The sequence below is a fragment of the Stenotrophomonas sp. B1-1 genome (assembly GCF_010894375.1).
In the GTDB taxonomy this organism is placed as follows: domain Bacteria; phylum Pseudomonadota; class Gammaproteobacteria; order Xanthomonadales; family Xanthomonadaceae; genus Stenotrophomonas.
Window position 1 is genome coordinate 183,176 of record NZ_JAAIUZ010000013.1, and the last position, 24,717, is coordinate 207,892.

20 protein-coding genes, 1 tRNA gene and 1 pseudogene are annotated in these 24,717 nt (G+C 60.3%); 9 read left to right on the forward strand and 13 right to left on the reverse strand.

The features are described 5' to 3' along the window. Positions 1 to 693: 693 nt before the first annotated feature. Both G4G00_RS12460 and G4G00_RS12465 read right to left on the reverse strand, forming a co-directional pair. Positions 694 to 1,638, reverse strand: coding sequence for a helix-turn-helix domain-containing protein (locus tag G4G00_RS12460; protein WP_164273994.1), 945 nt, complete (start codon positions 1,636 to 1,638; stop codon positions 694 to 696). A gap of 3,260 nt (positions 1,639 to 4,898) precedes the next feature. After that, positions 4,899 to 6,437 (reverse strand): hypothetical protein, encoded by a 1,539-nt coding sequence (locus G4G00_RS12465; protein ID WP_240336147.1) that lies wholly within the window; start codon positions 6,435 to 6,437, stop codon positions 4,899 to 4,901. A 1,208-nt stretch (positions 6,438 to 7,645) separates the two neighbouring features. On the opposite strand from G4G00_RS12465, the pseudogene G4G00_RS12470 reads away from it, so the two are divergent. The 4 genes and pseudogenes from G4G00_RS12470 to G4G00_RS12485 all read left to right on the forward strand — a co-directional run. Then, a pseudogene (locus G4G00_RS12470) lies at positions 7,646 to 7,980 on the forward strand (YadA C-terminal domain-containing protein); the annotation flags it as partial. Positions 7,981 to 8,374: 394 nt separating this feature from the next. Beyond that, positions 8,375 to 8,782, forward strand: a complete 408-nt coding sequence (locus tag G4G00_RS12475) for a hypothetical protein (protein WP_164274000.1) — start codon at positions 8,375 to 8,377, stop codon at positions 8,780 to 8,782. 362 nt (positions 8,783 to 9,144) lie between these two features. After that, positions 9,145 to 10,560 (forward strand): hypothetical protein, encoded by a 1,416-nt coding sequence (locus G4G00_RS12480; RefSeq protein ID WP_164274003.1) that lies wholly within the window; start codon positions 9,145 to 9,147, stop codon positions 10,558 to 10,560. 285 nt (positions 10,561 to 10,845) lie between these two features. After that, a complete protein-coding gene (locus tag G4G00_RS12485) occupies positions 10,846 to 11,586 on the forward strand; it encodes a MobA/MobL family protein (RefSeq protein WP_164274006.1) in 741 nt (246 codons plus the stop codon). Positions 11,587 to 11,708: 122 nt separating this feature from the next. Here G4G00_RS12485 and G4G00_RS12490 read toward each other — a convergent pair whose 3' ends face one another. Genes G4G00_RS12490 through G4G00_RS12500 form a run of 3 tightly spaced genes read right to left on the reverse strand, consistent with a single transcriptional unit; the run spans position 11,709 to position 13,818 of the window. Beyond that, a complete protein-coding gene (locus G4G00_RS12490) occupies positions 11,709 to 13,166 on the reverse strand; it encodes a YfjI family protein (protein WP_164274009.1) in 1,458 nt (485 codons plus the stop codon). Beyond that, positions 13,163 to 13,504, reverse strand: a complete 342-nt coding sequence (locus G4G00_RS12495; RefSeq protein ID WP_164274012.1) for a hypothetical protein — start codon at positions 13,502 to 13,504, stop codon at positions 13,163 to 13,165. The genes G4G00_RS12490 and G4G00_RS12495 overlap by 4 nt, the downstream gene beginning before the upstream one ends. 2 nt (positions 13,505 to 13,506) lie before the next feature. Then, on the reverse strand, positions 13,507 to 13,818 hold the full coding sequence (locus G4G00_RS12500; RefSeq protein ID WP_164274015.1) for a hypothetical protein: 312 nt from the start codon (positions 13,816 to 13,818) through the stop codon (positions 13,507 to 13,509). Between the two features lie 649 nt (positions 13,819 to 14,467). Here G4G00_RS12500 and umuD point away from each other — a divergent pair. The 4 genes from umuD (at position 14,468) to G4G00_RS12515 (ending at position 17,068) form a co-directional block, all read left to right on the forward strand. Further along, positions 14,468 to 14,950 carry a translesion error-prone DNA polymerase V autoproteolytic subunit gene (umuD, locus tag G4G00_RS12505; RefSeq protein WP_164274018.1) on the forward strand — a complete coding sequence of 161 codons (483 nt, stop codon included), beginning with the start codon at positions 14,468 to 14,470 and terminating at the stop codon, positions 14,948 to 14,950. Next, positions 14,934 to 15,959 (forward strand): Y-family DNA polymerase, encoded by a 1,026-nt coding sequence (locus tag G4G00_RS12510; protein WP_343161374.1) that lies wholly within the window; start codon positions 14,934 to 14,936, stop codon positions 15,957 to 15,959. Before umuD ends, G4G00_RS12510 begins: the two co-directional genes overlap by 17 nt. A gap of 118 nt (positions 15,960 to 16,077) precedes the next feature. Then, positions 16,078 to 16,185, forward strand: a complete 108-nt coding sequence (locus G4G00_RS22150; protein ID WP_343161377.1) for a DUF4113 domain-containing protein — start codon at positions 16,078 to 16,080, stop codon at positions 16,183 to 16,185. Positions 16,186 to 16,660: 475 nt separating this feature from the next. Further along, on the forward strand, positions 16,661 to 17,068 hold the full coding sequence (locus G4G00_RS12515) for a BLUF domain-containing protein (protein WP_240336148.1): 408 nt from the start codon (positions 16,661 to 16,663) through the stop codon (positions 17,066 to 17,068). Between the two features lie 436 nt (positions 17,069 to 17,504). Here G4G00_RS12515 and G4G00_RS12520 read toward each other — a convergent pair whose 3' ends face one another. Beyond that, positions 17,505 to 17,849 carry a hypothetical protein gene (locus tag G4G00_RS12520; RefSeq protein ID WP_164274021.1) on the reverse strand — a complete coding sequence of 115 codons (345 nt, stop codon included), beginning with the start codon at positions 17,847 to 17,849 and terminating at the stop codon, positions 17,505 to 17,507. Positions 17,850 to 18,033: 184 nt separating this feature from the next. Here G4G00_RS12520 and G4G00_RS12525 point away from each other — a divergent pair, with 184 nt between their 5' ends. After that, positions 18,034 to 18,444 carry a helix-turn-helix domain-containing protein gene (locus G4G00_RS12525; RefSeq protein ID WP_164274024.1) on the forward strand — a complete coding sequence of 137 codons (411 nt, stop codon included), beginning with the start codon at positions 18,034 to 18,036 and terminating at the stop codon, positions 18,442 to 18,444. Between the two features lie 80 nt (positions 18,445 to 18,524). On the opposite strand, the gene G4G00_RS12530 is transcribed toward G4G00_RS12525, so the two are convergent. The 7 genes from G4G00_RS12530 to birA form a co-directional block, all read right to left on the reverse strand. After that, complete coding sequence (locus tag G4G00_RS12530; protein ID WP_164274153.1) at positions 18,525 to 18,983, reverse strand: JAB domain-containing protein; 459 nt, start codon at positions 18,981 to 18,983, stop codon at positions 18,525 to 18,527. 590 nt (positions 18,984 to 19,573) lie between these two features. Beyond that, a complete protein-coding gene (locus G4G00_RS12535; RefSeq protein WP_240336149.1) occupies positions 19,574 to 20,146 on the reverse strand; it encodes an H-NS histone family protein in 573 nt (190 codons plus the stop codon). Between the two features lie 431 nt (positions 20,147 to 20,577). Next, positions 20,578 to 21,798 (reverse strand): integrase arm-type DNA-binding domain-containing protein, encoded by a 1,221-nt coding sequence (locus G4G00_RS12540; protein WP_164274028.1) that lies wholly within the window; start codon positions 21,796 to 21,798, stop codon positions 20,578 to 20,580. A gap of 174 nt (positions 21,799 to 21,972) precedes the next feature. Then, positions 21,973 to 22,048, reverse strand: a tRNA-Thr gene (locus tag G4G00_RS12545). Between the two features lie 45 nt (positions 22,049 to 22,093). Next, a complete protein-coding gene (locus G4G00_RS12550) occupies positions 22,094 to 22,942 on the reverse strand; it encodes an SPOR domain-containing protein (RefSeq protein WP_164274031.1) in 849 nt (282 codons plus the stop codon). Positions 22,943 to 22,951: 9 nt separating this feature from the next. After that, positions 22,952 to 23,683, reverse strand: coding sequence for a type III pantothenate kinase (locus G4G00_RS12555; protein ID WP_108751872.1), 732 nt, complete (start codon positions 23,681 to 23,683; stop codon positions 22,952 to 22,954). Then, positions 23,680 to 24,645 (reverse strand): bifunctional biotin--[acetyl-CoA-carboxylase] ligase/biotin operon repressor BirA, encoded by a 966-nt coding sequence (gene birA, locus G4G00_RS12560; RefSeq protein ID WP_164274035.1) that lies wholly within the window; start codon positions 24,643 to 24,645, stop codon positions 23,680 to 23,682. The genes G4G00_RS12555 and birA overlap by 4 nt, the downstream gene beginning before the upstream one ends. Positions 24,646 to 24,717: the final 72 nt, after the last annotated feature.

The window sequence follows — 24,717 nt, forward strand, 5'->3', positions numbered from 1 at the left end:
GTACCGGCAACCTTCCGATGATCCTCGACAATCATCCAGTGCTGCGCAGCGGGCTCTTTGGCTACTCAGTTCGGACGCACTTCTCTTCGTTTCCGGCGAGTTCAATCTTCCCAGCACGCTCTTCGCGATGGCCCAAAAACTGCCCGATGTTCCGCCGGTCCACTAAACACCCGCGCCTGAGGATTTCGACAGACGCAACGTCCTGATCCGCCTGCGCAATCATGGGCGCACGAAGATCATCGTCGTTTCGGCAGCCGAACCGCAGTCAGACATTACTGCAGCGCTCCAACCTGGCGCCCACACGTCGTCAAAAATCGAGAACGCCGGACGTGCTGTTGAACACGGCACGTGCCGTGCTACGTGGCGTCCAGTAACACGCGCACCTTCGGCCGCTTAGGTGAAGATCGTCGCGCGCCACGGCTCCGCTGTACGATTGTGGGTGTGGCTTCGCTGTTGCCTAGATTGTATTCCAACCAGTGTGATAGTAAAACATTTCATACGGCATCAGAGCAACATCAGCTCGCAGAAGTGCGGCGCTTTCCGCAAGCTTGGTATATTCTCAGCCGGAGACCATTTCGTTTCCAGTAACGCGCCTTGGGCATACACGACAGCGAACAACCGTACGTCCCGACGCAAGCCACAGTCAGGCCCGCCCTTACGGTCTGATCGCCCGCTCTCGCTGGACTGACCCAATTACCCAAGCTGAAAGTCGCGAAGCGCAACCCGAGCATAGTTCGACGGGGAGCAACCACTAATCCGACAGAAAATCCGCCGGAACGCGCTCGGATCGGCGTAGCCCACACGATAATGTACGTCACGGATCCGGACACCAAGCAGAATCAGGCGCTGGGCATGAGCAACCCGAACGCGTTGGGCATACTCAATTGGCGACAGCCCAGTGGACTTCACAAATCTTCGTTGCAGCGTTCTGGGATGTAGGCCCGCCACGCGGCATAGCACCTCTAGACCAGTGCCAATCGCCACGTTCGAATGCAGCCAACGCTGGGCCCGCAGGACGGCGAAGTCATCGTGCGAGAAGTCTGGTGCGAAATGATGTAAGCCAGCAATCACGGCGTCGCGGTGACAAAGCGCGAAATCTTTGGCTGTGTCATTCATGACTTCTGACCCATATACTCGGTGGACGAGTCGCAGACCCACGTAAAGCCACGCGTCGCGTCCCTGCGCAGTAACGATTCCACCCGAGTCCTCCAGCAACGGCTTAGCGTGCTGTTCCAGAGGTGAGCTCGGAGTCGCAGCCAGCAACCCCCATGCTTGCAGGACGCTCACGGTACCGTTGCAGGCTGCAATTGTTATTGCGCCTTCATAATGCGCGCGCAGCCAATGGGCAAATTCAGTGGCTAGCCCGCTGCGTAGTTGAAGCGCCGAAAGTGCCTCCGGAAGTGCGACTACACGGGGTAGCGACGTGGACGCGGATCGACTGCTTGGACGAGGAGACGGCTCTCTCGTGACGCCAACCGCCCATCGCGTTGTCACGAGGCGCTCAGCCACCGCCCCCCGGCGTTTGGCGACGTGATTGGCCACATCGGAGATTCGCCGCAGCACGGCATACGCCTCCTGGCCGACACCTGACGGCTCAACCACCGCGATCTCATAAATCTCCTGGGTGAGCTTCTTCATTCCGCTCCTCTCAGCGCCACCTCAGTTCCGCAGGTCATACCCACGGCGCTCGAACCGCAAATCATCGCAACCGCAGCCGCACCCCAAACTCGAATTTGATCGAAATTATTGGATAACCTCGATCCCAGCGCGCCCTGACCCTGCCGCCACGGGTATACAGCCACGCGTAGCCCGGCAGAACACTCTTTCCGAGGCCGTTAAAGTATGAGACCCCATGTACTTTTGCACTTTATTTATCGCGATAAGCCTCAGCCCCGTCCGCGCCGCCGAGGCTGAGGCGCCGTCGCACAAAATTGCCCCTCCTCTTAGCTTAGTCAACTCGAGAGACTGAAATTGTCGGATCCGACTAGATCCGGATAGCAGCTGCAATTCCCAGCGCCTCAGCGATAATGGAACTTCCTGTAGTTCAATGATGCAGACGGTGCCACTTCCATTTTTTGCCAGGGCTATCACGCCGCCCTCCCTATGCGCGGACGGCCTTGGCCGTCTCTTCATCCGCCCGGTGGTTATTATCGTACGGAGAGGTGAATTATTTTGCTCCAGAGCTGATGTTTGAACCGGTCAGCAGAAGGCTCACTATTAGAATTACCAGCCACACCCACATCTAAGCCAGCTGACTGCTCACTGCCGCTGAAAGCAGTACCCAAGGACAATGAGACTTTGTCGGTGAGTTGGCGCTGAAGCCTAAGTGCATTGTTTGCTGTTCTTCGGAAGTACAAATGCCAACGGCCATTCGATTGGCGGTCTGAATGTTGGCGGAACCGGCCTTCGTATGGGCCGTGGCCGCGCTCCTCACTCCTTGGCGGTCAATGCGGTTAAGTTGCCGGGAATTCTTCTGCATCTCATCGCGGAGCGGCTCGATTTCCTTGGTCGGCGTGGCAATAGCCTGCTGGAGCTCCACATCGGCTCAGGCCGTAGCCGTGGCGGGGCTTTCCTCAGCGTTCTTTGCAGCTGACGCGCGCGCGCTGCCCCGGTGGCCTTGGTTCCATCGGCTACGTTGGCAATTTCCGTTCGGCCCCTGCGATCGCCACCGATACGGTGTTTGCACGGGTTGTCGTCGAATTGGCGCGCAGCGCAGCGCTGCTAGCTCCGCTGGCAACGGCATTGCTGCCGGCGTCTACAGCGTTCGCTCCGCTTGCGACGGCGGGGGCAGCTTCATCCGCATCGAAGTCCGTCGTGAATGCAGCGGCCAAATTCCGACTGCCATCGGACGAGACCTGGACCGAAAGGGGCTTGACGCCCCGAACATCCGGTGCGAAAGCCGACCCCGCAGAAGGTAAAGCGTGGAGCAAGTCCAACGGCGGGCAAGAATTCCCTGCCTCGGCTTCGCCCGGCATACCAGCTAAGGCAGCAAAGTCAAGCCCCAACGCGTCTGGAAAGCCCATCTCAAAGAGCACAAGTGGTGTGAAAAGGCGCCTGACCGGCAGAGGCGAATAAGGCCTGCATGATGAGTACTGACGAGATGTCCTTCGTCGCGAGCGGGGCGTTCGGATGGACCGATGTGCGCAGCGGAGCATTAGACCCGCGGCCCGGAGTCAGTTCCTGGGCGTATGCCTTGACGCGGGACAAGAAATGCAAGGTCGTCTCGACCACCGCACCTCCCTCCCGGCGACGGCGGAGCTGATGGCGCCAAATGGGGGCAGGCTGCGTTACGCAGAGGGAATTCGTTTAGTCCCTTCGCTGCGGTTTGCCCAGATGTCCAGAGCATCGCCCGCCACGCAAGCCCTAATCGGCTTACAGAATGCGTACGATGCCCATACCTACGCTAGCGGAGTCGGGCGCGCAGTCCGCGTGCTGGTCGCGCCCGGCGCAAAGATGAGTAGCACCTCGATATAGATCGAAAAAGCGCTTCAATCAGCCAGTTTGCGATTTCCATAATTGCAAACATGGCAGCCGCGAATTTCACAAGAGAAATCGCAGTCTCGATGGAAAATGCGTTGGTCCTCATCGCGCTACTCGGCTGACCGGTCAGGACATGGATCGGGGATAGAACCGATTGATCTCACGATGAAGCGGTGCAGCGGATGAAAGCTGGCCGTCTTCACATGCTGCATCATCCTGGCATGGCGCGCTGGTGGTCGTTGCTATCGCTGCGGGACCAGGCGTGACAACCGAAGCAGCAGACTAAGTGCACAGATTCGTCGAATCAGCCCCTTCGGAAGCTATCGCCTGAGTGAAAGCGGTGTTGCTGTACGTGGCAATCACGCTGAACCCACAATGCTGATGTCGCCTCGGCGCAGTAGGCGCAGTAGTGTACTGAGGTAATGGCCTGGCTCGGTTGACCGCCTCCCCTCGTTCAACCGTTGGACGCCTCGAAGTGGGCTCGTCGTGAACAGCCATTTCTTGTTCCAACCTACCAGTGGGCGCGCGCAGGTCCCGCCGGGCACGCGGCGTGGACCATTGGAAGAACTTTGCTTACAGGTAACGTGGGAAGTGGGACCGTCAGACACTACATGTCTCGATGTTGCACCTACGTTCTCGAGCGAGCGCAGGTGACCGAGTGGGGGGCGGATCGAGCATCCAGCGAACACAAAGCTGGCCGTGCTGCAGCCGCGCTCTCTCGGCAGGTTCACTCCGAGCGTCCCTGTGCGCCAAATAGTGCTTCAATCGCGCATGCCTGCCAGAGACTGATTTCTATGTGAGTCCAGATGACTGCGGCCGCATGTATGCTGAAGAAATCATATAAGAACAGCGAGCTGGCCGTTAGACTAGCCAGCAGTAGCCTAACGTTGTGAGCGTCAGTCGCTGGACCAGTTCCATTAGTCACTCGTTACGATTCTTGAATTAGATGCAGTAGAGAACGGCCATCAGATAGGCTCGACTGCACTCGCTAGCTTCTGACCTATTCGGCGTTCTGCCACTACAGTGACCGGTGCTCGACCCAGATCATGTCGAGAGCCGTGTCAGAAAGTGGCTGTTTACTAGTTTCCACCTTTGCTTCGCCATCCTGTAACCTATCTGAAAGACGCTGTAGCAAATTTTGCGTTCAAGCTTATGCAGCACAAGCGTGGAATATCTGGCGGCAGCGCGCATTGCGTGGCCTCCGACAACTTCTGCGACAGTCTGTTCGCCGCAGCCCTATCTGAAAGGCATTCTGGCTCTTGCCGATGGCCCCTCAGAGCGAATCAGGAGAAGGGGATCGACAGTAAGATCAAGGTGATCAAGCGCGTCGCCTACGAAAATCGAGACGACGCCCATTTATTCCTCAAAATTCGAGCAGCCTTCCCCGGAGTTGGATCAAGGACCCAAAGTTCCAGCGCTCAGCGCAGCCGAAGTTTGCTGCTGCTAAGCTCGTATCTGGAGCCCGAATCTGCATCAAACTTAATACCGCCCCGCGTAGCGAGCAGGACTTGGCGTTCGCGATGGTCCACTTGGATGAATTTCACGCCGCCTCGCGACCCTGCGTCTGTAATATGGGGCGCGGGGTCGGCGCGGGTAATTTGTGGGCGTTCACGCCGCTGTGTTAACTGAGCCAGTCTTGCCCCAGGATGCTCTTGTTCGCTGCATTGAACGCTCCCATTGAATGTCACGATCCCCGCCTCGGTCTGTCCTGCAAATGTCATTGTGGCGTTCATATACAACTGCTCGGGGGACTCGCTCCAGACGTGCGCTTGGATGCCAGCGCCGGTTGAGCGTGTCAGTTCGGTCGAAGCAGCGGCCGTGACGAACGACCTCGACCCATAACCCGGCGCACCGATTGACGGTGCCGGCCGGCTGTTCAACACCTGGCCCTGCGCTACCCGCCGCGTGGAGTTTCGAGTTGCAGTCGGCCCAAGGGCAGGCACACAACCAGCCTTCGCTTCGCGCAATGGTCGAGCCGTAAGCGCCTTGAAGCCTGCGACCATGAGCTCCTGCCGCATAGTATTTCGCTCCCACGCGATACCGCGGTTGTAACTCACCTCGGATTTTCGCTTTTCGACTTCCTGTCTTTCTTGGCGTGCTTCGCTCTTCCACTGACGTGCAATATCTTCTTCGCGAACCTGATAAGCCGTCTTCTTTGCAGATGCGGATAGTTCGTGAAGAGTTCTCGCGCCGATGCCAGTAGAACCGTGGCGCTGTAACTGGAGCTGATTCAGCGGCTTCTCGGCAAACTGTCGAGACAAGATGATGTCCTGGGCCAGGTTGGCGCGCCGATATTGGTCGATGCTCAGCAGCGGTGCTTCCGACGAACGCGCTAGGTCCAAGTCCTCCGGAGCACCCATGGCAGTTGCCCAGCTCATGGCGTTGCTTCTAGCATTCCGCTGGCACTCTGCCTGTCGTTTAATGTACTCGCGAGCCTGTACGGATCCGTTGGCCATGAGGTACCTATGCGTGCATGCCGCATCGTAGACGATACCGAGCAGTATCTCAGCGCCGGGCCTGAGGGAAATGGTGGCGAGTGCTGCCATCGCATTGGGGTAGAGGTCCCCGCCCGAACCATCGCGGATCATTGCGCTATAGCCGTCATAGACGTGCTGAATGCCATCCACTCCCTTGGCCTGGAGAGCCTGTCGAGTGGGCAGAAGTAGGCGGGCGATGTGCGCCAGCGGAGCCACATGGTCTGAGCGGCCTACGCCAGTGCGGGTGGCATTCGATGCCAGTTCGACCGCCTCGGCAAGCTCACTCGATCCGTCGCCGCACAAGCGTTCGGCAGCATTTCCCGGCGCGTCCGCGGCAAGCGATTCAAGCACTTCATATATTCTTTCTGCCGTAGCGTTGGCCTGACTCGCCCAGCCTGCCCGGCGGAAAGTAACTGCTCGCCCCAGATCCTTAAGCGCTCCGCTCGACAAAGGCGACATATCGATTTGCGCAAGATCCATCCCGTCAGCTCCCTGCGCAGGGGCCAGTGGACTGACAACCGAATCCGTCGCAAGCGCCTCAGGGAAAATTGCCAAGCACGTAGCGCCCCTATGTTTAGTAGAATAGAACTTTATTCCTATGCACCCACTCGAACGCATCAGTGCTGCAAGCTTCTGCGAGAGGGAAGGCACCCCCATTTCGTTCGGCAAGAATGTCCATCCGCCCGCCAAGGCTTCATTGATTTCCGCCACTGAAGCTGTGAGCTTTTTCGCCAGGAAGGCGATGGCGGTCCGGTTGGTACAATCAAATACTCGATCAACCTCGGTTCTAACTGGAAAGAGAACGTAGCCCGGCACAGCGTCGGCCGGAGCCGGGCAGTCCAGCCGCAGGTCGCATATTTCCCCCGTTACTTCGCAACGGGCTGTCATCGGGCTGTCTGCTAGGTAAAGTGCCGCAAAGGGCGAGGCGCGGGAGCCAACAACTGCGTGCGCACCGGGGTTGACTCGTCCGCCGACTGTTAGGACGCTTCCAAGCGCTGATAAGGGCTGCGTCGCGAACTCTTTTCTGACATGCCTCCACGATATGGATTCGATCCTCACCAGTTGCTCGTTGGGAATGCTGATTTTCGAAATAGTGCGGAGCACGCTATGAAGCGAACGCCTTGAAGCGGAGTTTGGGAGGGCAGAACGATCTGCTGTTGCGCCGCGCGATGTTACATCGGCGGGGCTAGCCGGCATGTTGGAAAGGGGCCGGTTTGCTCCAGATAGTAGAAGGTGGCGCAGGGCAGAGTCGGAAGCGGTATTCAGTATACCTTGAACCGCGTTGCTCAGCGTAGAGGTTTGTCGGAGTAAATGCGTGCCTGCGGGGCTGAACATAGGCTGACCGGCGTGGACCATTGTGGAAGGTGGCTGTCAGCTTCCGTCCATCTTTCACAGCACGCCGTGAGCCGGATCAATGCGCGCGCCCTGACGCTGCGCTAGGGATAAGCACGCAGGGTGGTTCCGTCAGGCTGTACGAACACGGCGGCCATCCCGACGCGTGGATACGCCTGATCATTGGGAACGATGACGTCGGGCAGCTCTCCGTAAGGGGTCGGGAACCTAGCGGAAGCATAGCGCCACGTGCCGATCTCTAGCGTGGGGTCGACATCGCTCCAGTCTCCATCGCAGATCATCGTGCCTCCACGTTAGTCCATGGCCACTTCCCTGATGATGTCGTGCTTGATCGGGATACCTCCGAGCTGGAGAAGATGCTGGCCCGTGCCAACGAGTATACCGATGGCATCTCGCGTGAGGTGGACCGCCGCTTGGACAAGATGGACAAGCGCTTTAACCGCATGGCCGCCATGACCACCGCACAGAGTGCGATGGCCATGAACACGCCTGCCTCAACACCTACAACCGCCTCGGCGCGGGCGTGGGCTACAGCGAGGGTGAATCGGCCATGGCCGTGGGTTACCAGCGCGTGTTGAACGAGAAGGGCTCGGCCAACTTCAGCCTCAATGGTGCCTTCACCAGCAATGGTGAACGCAGCATGGGCGTGGGTGTCGGTATTGGCTGGTAGTTGATGCTCAGTTGCCGTGCGCGAGGGAATGGATTGCCTCGCGCACGGCGATCACCCCATGCCGCCGGCTGACGGCGCAGAAATGGCTCAAGTGCGCCTTCTCGCGGAAATCGCACTACCTAGAGCTCTCAGTACGCCTTGTCCGGCTTGGCAGATCGCGCAAGACCAGCCTAGGGAAGCTATGACTCTACGCGCGTCAGTGTGCTTTTGACACCGCAGACTATTCGCTTCTGGGGCTACCCATCCGCTTGCGACATCTCCCTGCACGAGGTACCAATCGCCATCTTAGGACTGAAGACGCAGTGGCCTCGTCGGTAGCGCATAGCCATCCTCTATGCCACCAACCAGGCTAGAGCGCCAGTTCCGTCTCAGAACGTGTTACGAAAGGCGGACAATGAACATCAAGCACACACCGCGCTCGGCCATCGTCGCAATCTGCATGCTGCTCGAGGGGTGCTCATTTGGGACGCCTAGCTGTGCAGACAAGGTGGCGATCGAAGTACTTGAAGAGGCTATAAAGAACGAAGTCGGCAAGTACGCTGATCGTAACAACTTGGACGCCTTGGATAGCTTCCGAACCCTCGGCGACACTTATAGTCTCTCTCACATCCGCATTCTCGAGCACGACAGAGAGGCTGACAGCTTCAAATGTGACGCCCGTATAACGTACCAGCTCAATGGCCGCGAGCGCGCTGTGGACTTCCTATATCGAGTGGACACGGATCAGAGCGATGGCGGTGTCGTGGTTGAGTACGAACTGAAGATGCTTAAGCCGATCTACCATTTCTTCGCGGCCGGGTGAGCTCAAGGCGGAAGCATGATCGAACGGGCAGATCGACTGACATCGACCGTTAGGCACATTGGTGCGGTATTGCTAGGCAGAAGCTGGCTAGAGCTGGTGGAAATTGATAGTACGAGCCGCTGTTCGAGCTTGGTGCAAACAGCTACGCGCTGCTAAACCGCTGCAATCAGAGCGTTACGGACCGATAGCAACATGTGTCGCAATTGACCCCATGCAAAGCGGCTGCCTAGAAAGGCACAGTCGCTCAGATCAAGGCGTGTCCCGGACGGGCTCAGGCCCAGTGTTCACTGAGCTGCCTTGGCGTGTGAAGCTTCTGCTACTCTTCCTGTTGAGCAACCGCTATCACTACCCAAGACTTTGATATGGCACTTAATTCGCACACTAATTCACCAGCGATCGATCACGCTTTTGGCTTCAACTCAAATGTGTCCGTCCATACCGGCACCTTGTCCGAACTGACTAAGTGCTTGGAAGTTGAGCTGGAGAAGGACAACGGCGAGGCTGTCAACTCACGAACGCTCAAGCGCACGCTGGATTTTTTGCGAACCTCGATCGGGCTTGATATTTCATCCAGCAAGCAGCCACTTCCCATGTCAGTCCTTAAGACCGTGCGGCTGTTGTTTCTTGCGGATCTGCGTCATAGCAGGAATGTCCTGAACCTGCTAGCGCCTCCTGGGAAAGCTGGCGATGCCACAATGGAGTTTGCCTCCGTGACCACGATCCCGCGCGATCTCGACGCCGCTGATCTGATACAGGATCTCTGTGAATCGTTGGCGCTGGAGATCGATCGATCAAAGCTGAACATGCAGTCTCGACTGCTGAGGGCTCAGCAAGACCATTCTGTCGCCGAATCGCTCCTGCTTCTAGTGGAACGCACGAATGATGAGGTGTCCCGGGTCTTGCAAGAAGCGTTTGGCTCAGATGAGAGAGCGCTTGCCGATTCCTTCAGGTCGATGACCGAATCGCTGAACAAGTTCCGCGTACAGATGAGTGAGCAATCAACGCCTGCAGCCAACGAGGCGATGTACGTATATCTCCAAACTCTCTCATTCCGGCACTTCATCCAGCACTACCCGAGCCACCTTCAGGCAACGCGGGTTCTCGGTGAAATTGGACAGATTCAAGACGAGGCAGACCAGTTCTGCATGGCGGTGGCCCAGGGCGCTCAGCACTATCACGGCCCAGCTAGTCGCGTGTTCTCGCTCAATACACACCACTACCTGCTGCTCGAGCATCCAGATGAGCTGTGCGCGCTCGTCGTCAAGGCCACCGGCATCCAGACGACGGTCAGACAGCTTCAAGGTCATTGCGATCGCGTCAGATCCCTACTGACATCGTACGCCTACCGATCCTTTGACTGCACGGGTCGTGATGCAAAGGTGCTGACTGTATTCGACGTCGTAGCAGCATTCTGCTCGTTCCGCTACCAGCAGGCTACCGGCATGGAGTACAAGCCGTACTGGTTTGGACAGACAGACCAAGGCAAGAGTCCACAGCGACTGTTTGATAAGGGCTTGGATGACAAGAAGCCATATCAGCACCAGGGTGTGATGCAGGTCTACCTCAATCGCTTCTATGAGTACCAAGCAGCATTCACAAATACGCTCGGAAGCTACAGCAGCTGGATGGACTACCAGATGGCAGCGCTCCGCGCGTATCAATCGGTTATTGATCTAAAGGATATCTGCGCATTGACTGCCGGCATGAGCGCATTGAGCTTCCACTGCGTAGACCTTGCAAAAGATTTGGTGATTGATCACTACCGAAACCGCGGATAAATTCTTACACCGCCAGTCCTATGTATATGGAGGCGGTGGATTGAGTTGGCAGGATAGAGAGAACGGCTTGTCCTGAGAGGCGTTGTAGAGTAGCGCCTCTCAATGGAAATTAAGGTCTGACAGTGTAGCGGCCAGTCATACTGCGGTACCTACAGGCGGCTGTAGCACGCGCACTTACCGTTTCTCAATCTAGCCACTCTAAACAGTATACCGCCCTACTCCAGGCCGACAAGATCAATCTTGTCGGCCTTTTTCGTTTACGCATAGAGAAAGGGTGATACAGCAATGGCGAGCTTCCACTACAGCATCAAGAGCGGTAAGAGGGGCACCGCTCGTAGACACAGCGGCTACATCCAGCGCGAGGGTGCGCACAGTGATCGAGAGGACCTGGTCCACGCCAGTCATGGGAATCTCCCGCGGTGGGCGGGAAACGATCCGAAGACGTTCTGGAGCATGGCCGATCGTCATGAGCGGGCCAACGGGGCCGCTTACAGGGAACACGAGATTGCGCTTCCCAGCGAGCTAAGCCGCCCGGAACTGATCGAGCTGGCAGAGCGCCTCGCTCTGCGCTTGGCTGGAAAGAAGCCCTACCAGTACGCGATCCACGCGCCGGAAGGTGCGCTCGGAGGAATTGAGAATCCGCACGTACACCTAATGTGTTCTGACCGTGTTCCGGATGGAGTCGAGCGGTCACCGGATCGAACCTTCTCGCGCTACAACCCGACCCGTCCCGATCAAGGCGGCTGCAGGAAGGACAGTGGAGGTAAAATCCCCATCGAGCTGAGCCAGGAGGTCACAGCTAGGCGCAAGTTGGTGGCCGACACCCAGAATGAGATGCTTGCTGAGTGTGGACACGCCACAAGGGTCGATCATCGCAGCCTCCGTGCGCAGGGTATCGGCCGACAGGCAGAGCGCCACTTGGGACCGCTGATGGTCAAGGAGATGGGCGAGGATGAGAAGGCCCAGTACGCGGCCTATCGCGCCTGTCACGATGCAGATGCCCCTCCCCCGGCTGATGAAGAATAGCGATCCTGCGACAAAATCGCACAATCGCTCATCCTTGGACCTTGCCGTGGCTTAGAACGGGTCGTCTAGGCGAACCGGGGGAGTCGAGTGCCTGCCCTCGTCTCCCCCGGCCTGCGGTCATTCTACAGCGACATCTGATGCTGGTTGAAGAAGTGGTTCATCAGCTGCAGATAGCACTTGCGGTCCCTGGACCCCGTCCCGATAGTCACTGCTCCGCGCATCTGCAGCAGGTCCAAGGCGGCCGTGAGGCGGTCACGCTTTCTAACCGGACCGTTTCGCAAAACCTCATTGCGCGGAACCCACGTGTCGGACGACGCTCCGCGCCAGATCCGCGTCTTGAGGTAGTACGCGACAGCACGGGCATCCATCAGATCCTGCGGCGCGGCGTTCTCGGGCGAGAACAGGTTCTTGTACTCGCTCTCATGCCACTTCACGATCTCGAAGGCTCGATTGAGGGTGTCGACCGTGATCGGGCCCGCCTCCGCCGCAAAGTAATGCATGGCGGCTGCCAGGCGCGCCAGGATCTCCATCACCTTGGCAGCAAAGTCATTGATGTCGCTCAGGTACTCGCCTTGACGCAGCAAGCGCTCGGTCTCCTGCGCCAATTCGATCCAACGACTCTTCGCGTCGTAGCTGAACTCAATCACTTCGCGTCCAATCGGACCCAATTCGATCTGCGTGCGGTACCGGTGCAAGAGCACGCGGATTCTTTCCTGGAACACCGGCAGATGGTCCCAGATCGGTTCGACACCACTGACCATGCGGAAACCCATGTTCGACTGTGGCCAGCCCACCAAGTAACGCGCCCAATGGCCGCTGCCCTTTGCAACCGAGCCCTTTCGGTCCAGAAACGCCTTGAACGGTTCATGCTGGGTCATGATGCTGACCGACACGCGCGGATTCAGGGCCAGCAGGTTCTCTTCGGCACGGTCACGCATGAGCACCCCGGGCGAGTCCCACAGTCGGTTCAGCAGGCCCAAGTGCGACATCGCCTCGCTTCGAAACAGTACGTGTCCTTCGTCAGTGCTGATCGCAATCGACTCGCCATCACCCACCAGCGCTTCGGTGATCGCTTTACCAGTGATCTCCTGACGCATGAAGTAACGCAGACGGGGTTCGATCGGCTTACAGCGGCCGTGCTCCAGCAGGCGAGCTTCCAGCTCGTCGCTACCCTGGCCACGACTGATCACTCGCGCAATCGCGCTGCGCAGCCCCTTGTTCTTAGCCTCCCAAGCACCGAGTTCGGCTTGATGTGCGTCCTTCTTCTCCTTGTGGGAGGCCACTGCCTCGGTGTCAGCTTCCCGGAAGGGAGCGAACAGTAGCGAGGACACCGTCGACTTGCGCTCGCCTGATTCGGCGATGATCAGCAGGTTCTGAGACACGGGCCGGACCTGCCCCGTGGGCAGCTTGACGTCGATCAGTCCCTGACAGGCCATGGAGATGGCGTGGATCAAGCTCATGCCGATCAGCGCGTCCGGGGCTTGAACGTTGCGGGAAACCTCCATACCCGCATTACGCGCCACTGCCAGGAACGCGTTCATGGGATAGAGGGGCGCAATCCGTCCGAAGGAGGTGATCATTCGATCTCTCCCTGATCGCTCGGATCATGGTCGCCATGGGGACGCCCGCAGGCGGTGCAGGTCAGGACATCGCCGGTCTCCTTGCGACGCTCGCGCTCGGCGTTCAGCAGCTTGCGGAACTGGGCTTGATTCAGTTTGTGGCTGTAAGCGGTGTTGAAGCGCTCCATAGCCAGCCGCTTGCGCATCCGCTGAGTCAGGTGCTGCTCCAGCACCGGGTAGGCTTCGCGGAAGTCTACCTCAAGCTTGCTCTTGCCCGAGGTCAGATCTTCGGCCAGTGCGCGCGTCAGCCGGTCCAACGGGCTATGGGCACTGCCGAGGGTGTCGATGAGATTGCTCATGCTCACAGCCCTCCCTTGCCAGGGCGGAACTTGGCTGCGCGGCCCTGCAACCAGGCGATGGCCTCGTGGGTCCAGTAGAACTTCGGCGAGTTCTCTCCGTCGTAGAGGGGGACACCCTTGGGAAAGGACGGGTCTTCCTTCATCAACACGTAGGCCTTGCTGCGGCCGACCGGGATCACCCGGAGCAGTTCCTTGAAGCTCAAGGCAGGGCGGTCCCGCAGGCTTTCGGGCAGGTAAGCCAGGGCTGCATCGGCGTGGATGGTGGTGGTACAGTTCGGCGTCGGCGCCGAACGCGACTGGATCGTGTTCATCATGGAAACCTTCTTGTGTGGATAGGAAGGAGTCCGGCCGGATTCCCGACAGGCTGTGCGCCCGTCGAGATCCATTTGATCCGCTGGCGGTTCCAAACGGAACGTTCAAAAATTCAACGTTTTCGTTTTGCACCTTGCCGGCACGAGGAGAAAGCGTTCCCGAACGCTTTCGGATCGTCGCCTACCGCCTTCGAGACGCTCCGTGCCTTATCACGAGCGATAGGCTTTCGGTGTCGCCTCTGTCCTGACGATAGCGATTCGTCGGGCAGGGGGTCTCCTCCAAACTGAGGTGTAGGCGGAGCATCCCTTCCGGCGGGAACCTGAGTGTAGTGGCATTCGCTGCGCTCAACACCCAGCGTTGCCCTGCCCTGACGTGGCGATGCTCACGCGACTGGGTTGGCGTGAAGGCGCCCTGCGCAGCGCGTGCCAGCCTAGCCATTTCGCCCTGCCAGTGCAGCCCACACAAGGGATCCCCCCTTGTCCTGGAACGTCATTCCCGAGCCTTTACCGATCGTACGAGGGCGGGGACGGAGTGTGCCCCACCTGAAATGCGTTCAGGAACGTCAGAGCCGGTATCAGGCAGGGAGTTAGTAATTTTACTAACATTCGCCGCGTCTCTACTCCCGAGAAAAGCTGTCCTCAGAGTACGCCCATGCGATCCCTTGCCTGTCCCCACACCTTCGCCACACCTGTCGGCCCGGCCGTAATCGACGGTCCTGCCAAGTTCGTGCCTTTGGCTTCGGCACGCGCCAGGCTCGGCTTCCCGTCGCCTGCCGATGACTTCATGGCCGATGCGATCGACCTGCATCGGCTGCTGGTGCGCAATCCGGCCGCCACGTTTCTGTATAGGGCCGATGGCTGGTCTATGAGTGGTGCTGGGGTCAGCGACGGGGACATCCTGGTAGTTGATCGATCGGTCACGCCCCAAGGGGGCGACCTGGTCATTGCCGTGTGGGACGGAAATCAACCTACCTGCAAGGTGCTTCAGCTGTTCGAGCAGCACTTGGAGCTGCATTCGGCCAATCCGGACTTCCCGCCCGTCGTGCTTGAGCATCCCACTGAAGTCGAGGTGTTCGCCGTAGTGGGCGTGGTTCGCCAGGTGAAACGACGAGGTCCGCATGTTCGGACTCGTTGACGGCAACAATTTCTACGCCAGCTGCGAACGCGTTTTTCAGCCTGCGCTACGCCGCGTGCCCCTAGTGGTGCTGAGCAACAACGATGGCTGTGCAATCGCTCGCTCAGCCGAGGCCAAGGCGCTGGGCATCAAGATGGGGCAGCCCGCTCATGAGCTCAAGCATTTGGTGCGCCGGCATGGGCTGCAGATGCGCTCGGCCAACTTCGGTCTGTACGGCGATATGAGTGCTCGCGTTGTATCGATCCTGCGAGAGGCTGCGCCCCGGGTGGAGGTGTACAGCATTGATGAGAGCTTCATCGATCTGGAAGGTGTGCGCGACCGCAAGCAGTTCGCCCGGGATCTGAGGCAACGCGTGCACCGATGGACCGGCATTCCTAACTGTATTGGCATCGGGCCCACTAAGACGCTGGCCAAGCTGGCCAACAAGGTGGCCAAGGGCGCCGACGGCGTGATCGACCTCGGGGACATGGCCTACTGCGATTCAGTGCTGCAGAGCTTTCCTGTAGGCGATCTCTGGGGTGTTGGCCGCAGACTGGCGCCGCGGTTGCACGCCATGGGCATCAGCACAGCCGCTTCGCTACGCGATGCGCCGGCTGATGACATCCTGGCCGCCTTCGGGGTGACGCTTGCGCGTACGCAGCGCGAGCTGCAGGGGCACTCCTGCATGGGGTTGGAAGAGGTGGAGCCTGACCGCCAGCAGATCATGGTCAGTCGATCTTTCGCTGACCGAGTGGAGGAGCATGAAGCGGTAGGGCAAGCCCTGGCCACTTTTGCTGTGCGCGCATGCGAGAAGCTACGTGCCCGTGGCCTGGTCGCAGCCGGCGTATCGGTTTTTGCCCAATCTGATAGGTTCCGACCGGAGCTTCGGCAGCACAACGCCAGCAGGACCGTCGGCCTGCCGGCTTCCACCGCCGACACTACAGTGGTCCTGGGAGTGGTGCGAGAATTGATGCGCGGACTTCTACGCGACGGGATCGGTTACAAAAAGGGCAGGCGTGGCGCTGCTTGACCTGGCTCGCCCCAATGAGCTCCAGGCCGATCTATTCGGGCCCTCGGTGGTCGGCAATGATCAGCTGATGGCCACGATGGACCTCATCAACCAGAAGTTTGGGCGCGGCACGGCCGGCATGGGAGCATCAGGCTGGCAAAGGCTCCCCGCCTGGGGCATGCGGCAGCACTTGCTATCGCCCAACTACACAACCTCAGTTCATGAGATCCCGGCCGCTCGGTGCTGAGCATCAGACCCACCGATGCAGCTCGATCCCGGGAATGTTTCAAATATTCCCTGTCCGATTGCTTGCCTGTTCGGGCACTCGGGGCACTTCAAGATGGCGCCTCCCGACACGGTAGTACGCCCTCCGGATTCGCTGGCAGTGAACACTTTTCCACAGGCCCTACAACAGGTTTGGATTTGGGTCACCTTGACGAGCTTATTCCGGTCGGCACTCTCGCACTCGACATCGAGCAGCCTGAACCGGCCGGTACCCCCCTCCTCCACCCGCTTTTGTACGAGATGCGTGCGTTGACATGTCCGTTGTCGCTTTTGGCCAAGGTTGGCCAATCATCCGGACACTCAGAGATAGAAAGAGTGTTTCCATCCTCACGCAGCCGTGAAGGTTCCCGGCCTTCGCTTCACTTCGTCGCAGCGCCTAAGCAATATCGGCGCGCAAACCGAGTAGGCAGTCACGCACTTTCAGGGGGATCGGTGTGTTGAGATCTGTCGCGTATCGAAGCTTCGCCTTCCCAAACCTCAGCCAGGTCCAGCTGGATCGGATTGTCGCCGGTGCGCAGCGCTTCAACCGCATGGCGGGGGTGATCGGTGCGATGTTGTTTGATGGCGCCCGGTTTCTTCAGTACATCGAGGGTCCCGATGACGGTGTCGAAGGGGCCATTGGTCGTATCAGGGCAAGCGAGGACCACTCGCGCCTGCATGTGATTGGCGATTCAAGGGTCAGCGCCCGTCGATTCCCATTCTGGGATATGACCTGTCTGATGCAGCCTAATACCGTCTTGGATCGCCTCTTCGTTGCACCGTGGGGAGATCAAGACCATGCACAAAGCGACAGCGGAGAGCCGGTTGGCGGCCTGCTGCTGCTGAAGCAGCTTCTAGCCGAGTAATCCGCCGCGCCCGCACGATGGAAAGGTTTAGGCCCTTTCGCGCGGTAAACGATAAAGAAAAAACGGTGTCTGACAGCTGGCAGGGGGCCTACAGCCCCCTGCCAGTCCGCCATAGGCTGGCGCAGAACAGCACGCTGGTGGACTTCATCGCCATCCGCTAGAACGGAAGCCAATCGTCACAAACCACCAGGCCATCGAGCCTAGATGCGAGCTGTTCGAAGTAGACGGCCTCTTTGATCAGCCTATCGGCCACCCGCCGGCGGCGGGCTCGATCCCGCCAGCCGCCACTCGGATTTAAGTCCAATGCACTGGCCCGAGCCCAGAGTTCCGAGGCTCTGGCCCTTGCCCACGCCGCTCGCTGCTCATCTATCGTTTTTTTTCATTTCTGCTCCAGACACATGAAGCGGCCAGCCGATGGCTGGCCGCTCTTTGCCGCTCAGGCGGGGCCGTTGCCACTAGCTGCTTGCTCAGGGATGACGCCGATCTGCTTGGCCTTGATCTGGCTCGAGAGCAAGGCGCTGGAGACCATGTATGCAATGGTCGCCAATACGCCTATCCAGGCGTCAATGGACAGGTTGAACATCAGCCAGCCGCCATGGAAGGCCCAGAAGACAATCGGGGACCAGATACCGATGGCCTTGCGCAGCTTGACCCGGTTGACCACCACGTTGTTCTGGAAGTGAGGCAGCGGTAGCCGGTTTTTCTTGCGGCTGAGGTAGGCCCTGATCGTCAATGGGACCAGGAAGAAGGTCATCAGAAGGTTGTAGAGGATGACGCCCATGGTGTGTTGCTCCTTGTTGGTTGATCACTAGCTGCATCCCTCGTGGTGCGAGGGGGCATTGGGATAAAAGCGGCCTGCCCAAAGAACAGAAAACTTGACCAGACCCTCTATTTGTCAGATAGAGTCTGCCACGGCAATAGAGGCTTTGTCATGATTCGACGATCCAACGAACCCCTTTCTATCGGTGCCCGAGAACTCGCCCCGCGCCCTATTCGCCGCCCGTCTTGCCCAAGCACGGCAGTTGCGTGGGCTGAGCCAGCGCGCATTGGGGGACCGCATGGGATTGGGTAAGGACAAGGGGTCTTCGCGAATTAATCGCTACGAGCACCAGGTGACTGCCATCGGTTTCGACAACCTCGGCAACTTGGCTCAGCTGTTGGATGTGCCTGCCTCTTATCTGCTGGCATCCGATGCTCCGATGGCTGATGCGATCTTGGCTCTCTCCAAGGCCGATGAAGGCCAGCGAGACGCGCTTGCCAAGTTCATTTCGGCTCTCCTGGAAGACCCAAGATCGTTCGCTGTGGTTGATGTGCTTCTCGAAATGTCAGAGCAGGAACGTGCAAACGTGTTGGATCTCGTCAAAGGAAAATCGTAACCACTCAGGATCAATCAGACCGAGCGAAGTTGCTGACAGGTTCTGTACGATCAATGTGGAGAGCGGCCGAGCTACCGGGACTACAACATCCCTAACGCAGACATGGATAGCGCTTGGTCCGCTGTCACAACGAAGTGATCCAGCAGCCTGACATCGACCAGGCCAAGAGCCTCTTTGAGGCGTGCCGTAATCGCTCTATCGGCAGCTGACGGATCTGGGTTCCCACTGGGATGGTTGTGGGCCAGGATCACAGCACCTGAGTTCAGGGCCAACGCCCGTTGAAGCACGATCCGCGGATAGACATTGGAACCGTCTATCGTTCCGGAGAACAGCCGTTCGACCGCCAGAAGCCGGTGTTGAGCGTCGAGAAACGCCACCTCAAAGTGCTCCCGCGTCTCATGAGCCAAGCGAAGGCGGAAGAACGCACCACAGGTCGCGACGTCGCTCATGGCTTGTCCTGGCTTACTGGCTCGGCGCTGCAGTATCCGCAGGGCTCGGGCGATCGCCCGGTCATCGCGAAGCTGCGAGGCTGCCTCCATCACGGCGAACAGGCTACGGTCTAGAGGATCTACTCGGGCGTGGGCTCGCATCATCATCGACCTCCCGTCTCGCGGCCGCCGGCAATCCCCGCACGAGTGGCCGGCCTTGTCAGAGGCCCACGCGGCATCTTCACTTTTCCACTTCCTCCTACTGAGTCGGCGGTTGTCGCGGTATCGCAGCGGCCAAGCCTGAAGCCCAAGCCCGCCTTCCAGAGACCCCGTATACGCTGGGCCAGACCTTTAAATGAGTTCACCATCGTCGTTTCCTTTGTAGTTGGCAGCAGAAACGCACAAGGCCCGGACTAGCCGGGCCTTGTGCGTTCTGTATGTCGCTAGTTGGGGCAGGGATCCAAGAAGCTGCAGTTGATGCAGTTGCTTGGGGCGGTGCATTTCACCACCCCGGCCAGTACTGCTGTGGCTACCACCATCACGCAGTAGATCAACTCAATCTTGCTGTACGTCATCACTTGTACTTCCTCTAGGGCCGCCGACGGAGCCCTATCCGCAAGAACGCTCCTCTGCGTCCTCACTGTGGTAGTACAGGTTTAAAATTTCTTTGATTCCAGTCGATCTGAAGACCCGCTTGCAGATCAGGTCGACTTCACCTTGCGGACAGGCCTTCGAACGATTTTCTTGGCGCTCTTTTTGGCCTGAGCACTCGCCCCCTTACTCTTGGAGCCGAGCTTTCGTGTCTTCTTGAGCACAGCCTTGGCGGCCTTAGCCTGCACCTTGACTGAATTTGCGGCAGGATACTTCTCGCCGACGTTCGCAGCACTCCAAGCCCTGCCTTCAGCGGACTTAGCCCAAGCAGTGAAGACCTTCGGCGTCAGCCCCCTGCCCGTCCAAGTCTCGCCGGTAGGCAAACGGTACTTCGGAGCAACCTTGCCGAGTGTGCGTCCTTTGACTGACGACTTCGCAGGCTTCGCGGCTCGCGTGGGTGCGATTGCGTCGACATCGCCAGCGCTTCCCACCAGCTTCGCAAGCTGGCGCTGCTGAGCTGCCGTGAGGACTCCCGAGTACTTCTGCAGAACAGCGATCGCCTGCGGCACCTCACTGTCACGCTTCTCAACAAGCTTCTTCTGCGCTTCGAGCTGCTTGATCTCAGCGTCGAGTGATTTAAGAGTCGTCATAGCCACAGGCTTATTCCAAAGGAAGGGGCTCAAGCCTATATCTGCCGACACAATAAAGCCAATTGCGACAGTCAGCGCCCGGCGCCGCGCGGATTGTGGCATTTCAGCCTCAGAGTCGGGACGCAAGCACCGCTAGCATGCGCCCTGCGGCCAAATTGGAGCTCCGTCCGACCCCAATACCAACGATATAGGGCCACGACTCCATGCAAGGCCCGGCCAACCTTAGTGACAAGGTCTATGGAAAACGCCTCCCGGTCGGCTGCACAGGGCGGTTGAGCCTAGCGGGCTGGTGTTCGATCCGGCGGCGGAGTCGGGCATTGGGCTGCTGCCAGTCCGTGGTGCTGGTGGACCGCATGTCCGCTTCCCGCCGGGAACGGATCTCAGATTGGGCATAGCCGCCGCCAGGACGGTGGCTATGCACTATCGGCGTTCTTGGCTGAGGCCCATCCGTCTAGATGGCGTGCTTACGCAACTGCCAGCGACTTTTGCTTAGCCGTTCCACTCCTCAGCTTGTCCAAGTAGTCAGCCCATGCCTGCATCATCCGGCGTCGTTCTGGAAGATGCTCAGCACGGTTGTAAGCTGCTTTGATTGGATTTCGCTCCGCATGAGCCAATTGCCGCTCAATTGCATCAGAAGTCCAACCCATCTCGTGCAGTAGGGTGGACGCCATGCTCCGAAATCCATGACCTGTCATATCGTCAGTTCCGTAGCCCAGCCTACGCAGTGCCGCGTTGACGGTGTTCTCGCTCATGGGATCCCGCAAGCTGCGCACTGAAGGAAAGATGTACCGACCTTTGCTGGTCACTGGATGAAGCTCACGGAGTACCGTCATGGCCTGCTTTGATAGCGGGACGATGTGAGCGACGCCCATCTTCATCTTCTCTGCCGGGATGCACCATTGGCCAGTCTCGAAGTCGATCTCGGACCACTCCGCCCTCCTCAATTCGCCTGGACGGGCGAACACCAGCGGCGCGAGCCTGAGGGCGCACAGGGTCGTGAGCTGCCCCGTATATCCGTCAATCGCCCGCAGTAGCTCTCCAATCTTTACTGGGTCCGTGATCGAGGCATAGTGACGGTTCTTTGCGGTCTTCAAGGCCCCTCGCAGGGCGGCAGTAGGATCCCGATCAAGCCGACCGGTGGCCACTGCGTATCTAAACACCTGGCCGCAGATCTGGCGCAGTCGTTGGGTTGACTCAATCTTGTCCTGGGCTTCAAGCCGGCGGAGAACTGCCAGAACCTCTGCAGTGCTGATGTCCTCGATTGCGCGCTTACCCAGCCATGGGAACGCGTATGTCTCAAGCATCCACTTGGCCTTGGACCGTGTACTTTCTGCCAGGTCTCCCCTTGTCTGAAGCCACTCAAGGGCCACAGCTCCGAAGCGACCATCTGCGGACAACTGGGCCTTCAGCTTGCCCAGCTGCTTCTCCTCGGACGGATCCTTGCCATCTCGCAGCTGCGCGCGCGCGGCGTCGCGCTTGTCACATGCCTCCTTCAGGGTCACCTCGGGGTAGACCCCGATGGAGAGCAACTTCTCCTTGCCCGCATGGCGGTACTTCATTCGCCAGTAGCGATTCCCGTTGGGCATGACCTGCAGGTAAAGCCCTGCTCCTGCCGCAAGCTTGTAGGGCTTCTCCTTGCCCTTCGCGTTCCTTGCAGCCATATCCGTCAACGACTTATGGGCCATTGGGGGTACATCCTCCTATCTCTCTTGCTTGATTCCCCATGTACCCCCAATTGCACCCCCAGTCTGGGTGGATGCTCATGGACGGCCGGGGACAAAAAAGCACAAAAAAAACCCGCTATTTCAGCGGGTTGATTGTGCACCGTGGACATCCCTGGATGCCAGTGGATCGGAGGATGGTGCCGCTTATCCGAATCGAACGGATGACCTACTGTTTACAAGACAGTTGCTCTACCAACTGAGCTAAAGCGGCATGGGGTGCTGCGCCGGCGGCGCCTGGCGCGGCCGGGACCCGATTCTAGCGCAGTCGCGTGCAGTCCAGCGACCGTTGCTGTGCGGCGGCGCTGCGCTGCTGCACCTGGGCCGGCTCGCTGCCGCTGGCCAACTGCCCTTCCAGCCACCACTGCCCGGCTTCGCCGCTGGCCACCAGGCGCGGCTGGAAGCCGGCGGCCTGCACGGCAGCCATGCGGCGTTCAGCGCCTTCGCGGTTGCGGTACTGGCCCAGGGCAATGGCATTGGCCTCTTCGCCCTGGCCGATGATGTAGTAATCGCTCAACCCGGCGGCAACGATGCGCTTGACCGTGGCCTGCGCGTCATCGCGGCTGGCCGCGGCAGGCAGCAGCACGCGGTAGCGGGCACTGCCGCTGGCGGCCGGCTGTTCGCGCAGGCGGGCGGGCGCCAGCAGGGAGCCGGCGCGGCCCTGCGCGGTCACGGCGGCGGCGCGGTCGGCAAACGGCCCCAGCGCGATGCAGCGTGGCGGCGCGGCCGGCTTTTCAGGCGCAGGCTTTTCCTGCGCAGGGGTTTCGGCGACCGGCGGGGTCGGTGCGGCGGGCTTGGCCACGGCGGCCAGCGGCGCGGCGGCGGTGGGCTGCGGCGCGGCGGTCGGAGTGGGCGCAACAACCGGTGCGTCAGCAGGCGCCAGCGCGGCGCCCGGCGCGGCTTCGCGCGCTACCAGCGCTTCGGTCGGCGAGGCAGCGGTCTGTGCCACGGCCACCGCGTCGGTGCCGCCGGGCAGCCAGCGCAGTTCGGCCACGCCGCTGGGCGGCGTTGGCGCAGGCGCGCGCGTGGGTTCGGTTCGCAGCAGCCACCAACTGGCGACCCCCAGGTTGAGGATGGCCAGTACGACAATCAGGGCACGGGTCAGCATGCGCCGATACTAGCCTGCTGCCGGGTGCACCGCCCAGCGGGCCAGGCCATCGAGCACCAGCGACGGGTGGTAGTCAGCGCTCGGCAGCAACGGCATCAGCGCCGGTGCGCCGCCGCCATGCACCAGCAGCGCCGGCGGCATGCCCAGCAGCGTTTGCGCCTGCTGCGCGCTGCGTTCGATCAGCGCAACCGCTGCGCCATCGCAGCCCGACGCCAGCGCATCGGCGGTGTCGTTGGCGAATTCGCTGTAATCACCGCCCGTGGCCGGCAACTGCACGGCCCGCGCATGCAGGGCTTCGCGCATGGTGGTGGGCGATGCGGAAATGCGCCCACCGTGGTGCTGGCCGTTGCCATCCAGCAGGTCCAGGGTAAGCGCGGTGCCTACGCCGACCACCAGCACCGGCCGTTGCGCGGTGGCTGCCGCCAGCAGGGCCAGGAAGCGGTCCACGCCGAACTTTTCCGGCTTCGCATAGGCAATGCGCACGCCCGCGCATTCGGCGCTGGTGCGCACCACGCGCACCTCATCGAAGCGGCGCTGCAACTGGTCCAGCATTGCGGCGGTGAGCGACGGTGCGGCCACGCTGGCAACGAAGGCGACGCGCCCGCTGGGCAGGCTGTGCTCGGGTTGCGCGGCCATGCCTTCGGCGCCGTGCGCCCAGGCCTGCACATCGCCAGCACGGTTGCCCTGCAGCGGCGCGAACTTGAAACGCGAATTGCCCAGATCGAACAACCAATCGCTCATGCCGCCCTCACGCTGACTTCGCCGGCGTGCAGCGGGCGCTCGCGGCCATCGATGCGCACGCGCAGAGCACCATCGTCGGCCAGGCCCAGCGCGGTGCCGTGCTGCCATTGGCCATCCAGTTCCACACGCACTTCCTGGCCGGCCAGCATGTCCAGCGCGGCATAGCGCGGCAGGAACGGCGCCAGGCCATCGCGGTCGAAGGTTTCCAGCGCCGGCAGCAGGCGCGCCAGCACGGCGGCCACCACCTGGTTGCGATCCACCACGGTGCCGGCCAGCGTATCCAGGTCCACCCACGGCTGGGTGATCTCCTCACCGAAGGCAGGCGGCATATGCACGTTGATGCCGATGCCGATGACCGCGCGCGCCGGGCCGGCGTACTCGCCACCGCCTTCGGCCAGCAGGCCGACCAGCTTGCGACCGTCCACCAGCACATCGTTGGGCCACTTCAGCTGCGCCTGGGTGAAGCCCAGATCGTGCAGCGCTTCGGCCACGGCCACGCCGGCTACCAGGCTCAACCCGGCCAGACGGCCCAGGCCGCCTTCGAACAGGCGCAGCACCGACAGGTAGACATGGGCGGCCAGCGGCGAGGCCCAGCTGCGGCCACGACGGCCGCGGCCACCGGTCTGGCGCTCGGCCAGCAGCACGCTGACCCCGCGCACGGGCGCGCTGCAGCGCAGCAATTCGGCGTTGGTGGAGTCCACCGTCCAGGCCACCTGCAGGTCGTGCAGCAGGGCCTGGGCGTCGGCGGGCAGGCGGCTGCGGATGGCCTGGGGGTCGAGCAGCTCCAGCACCCGGGTCAGGCCGTAGCCCTCGCCCGCGCGCCCCTGGATATCCACACCAGCGGCCCTAAGTCCTTGAATCCGCTTCCAAATGGCGGCCCGGGTCTGGCCCAGCTCACGGGCCAGGGCATCGCCGGACAGGCGACCGGCAGCGAGTTTGGCCAGCAGTTGGCGATCGTCCACGGCAGTTTCCGTCAGGTCAGGCAGGAATTATGCGGGAAAGGCCGGGCAGGCGCCCGCCGGGGGGCTTCCACG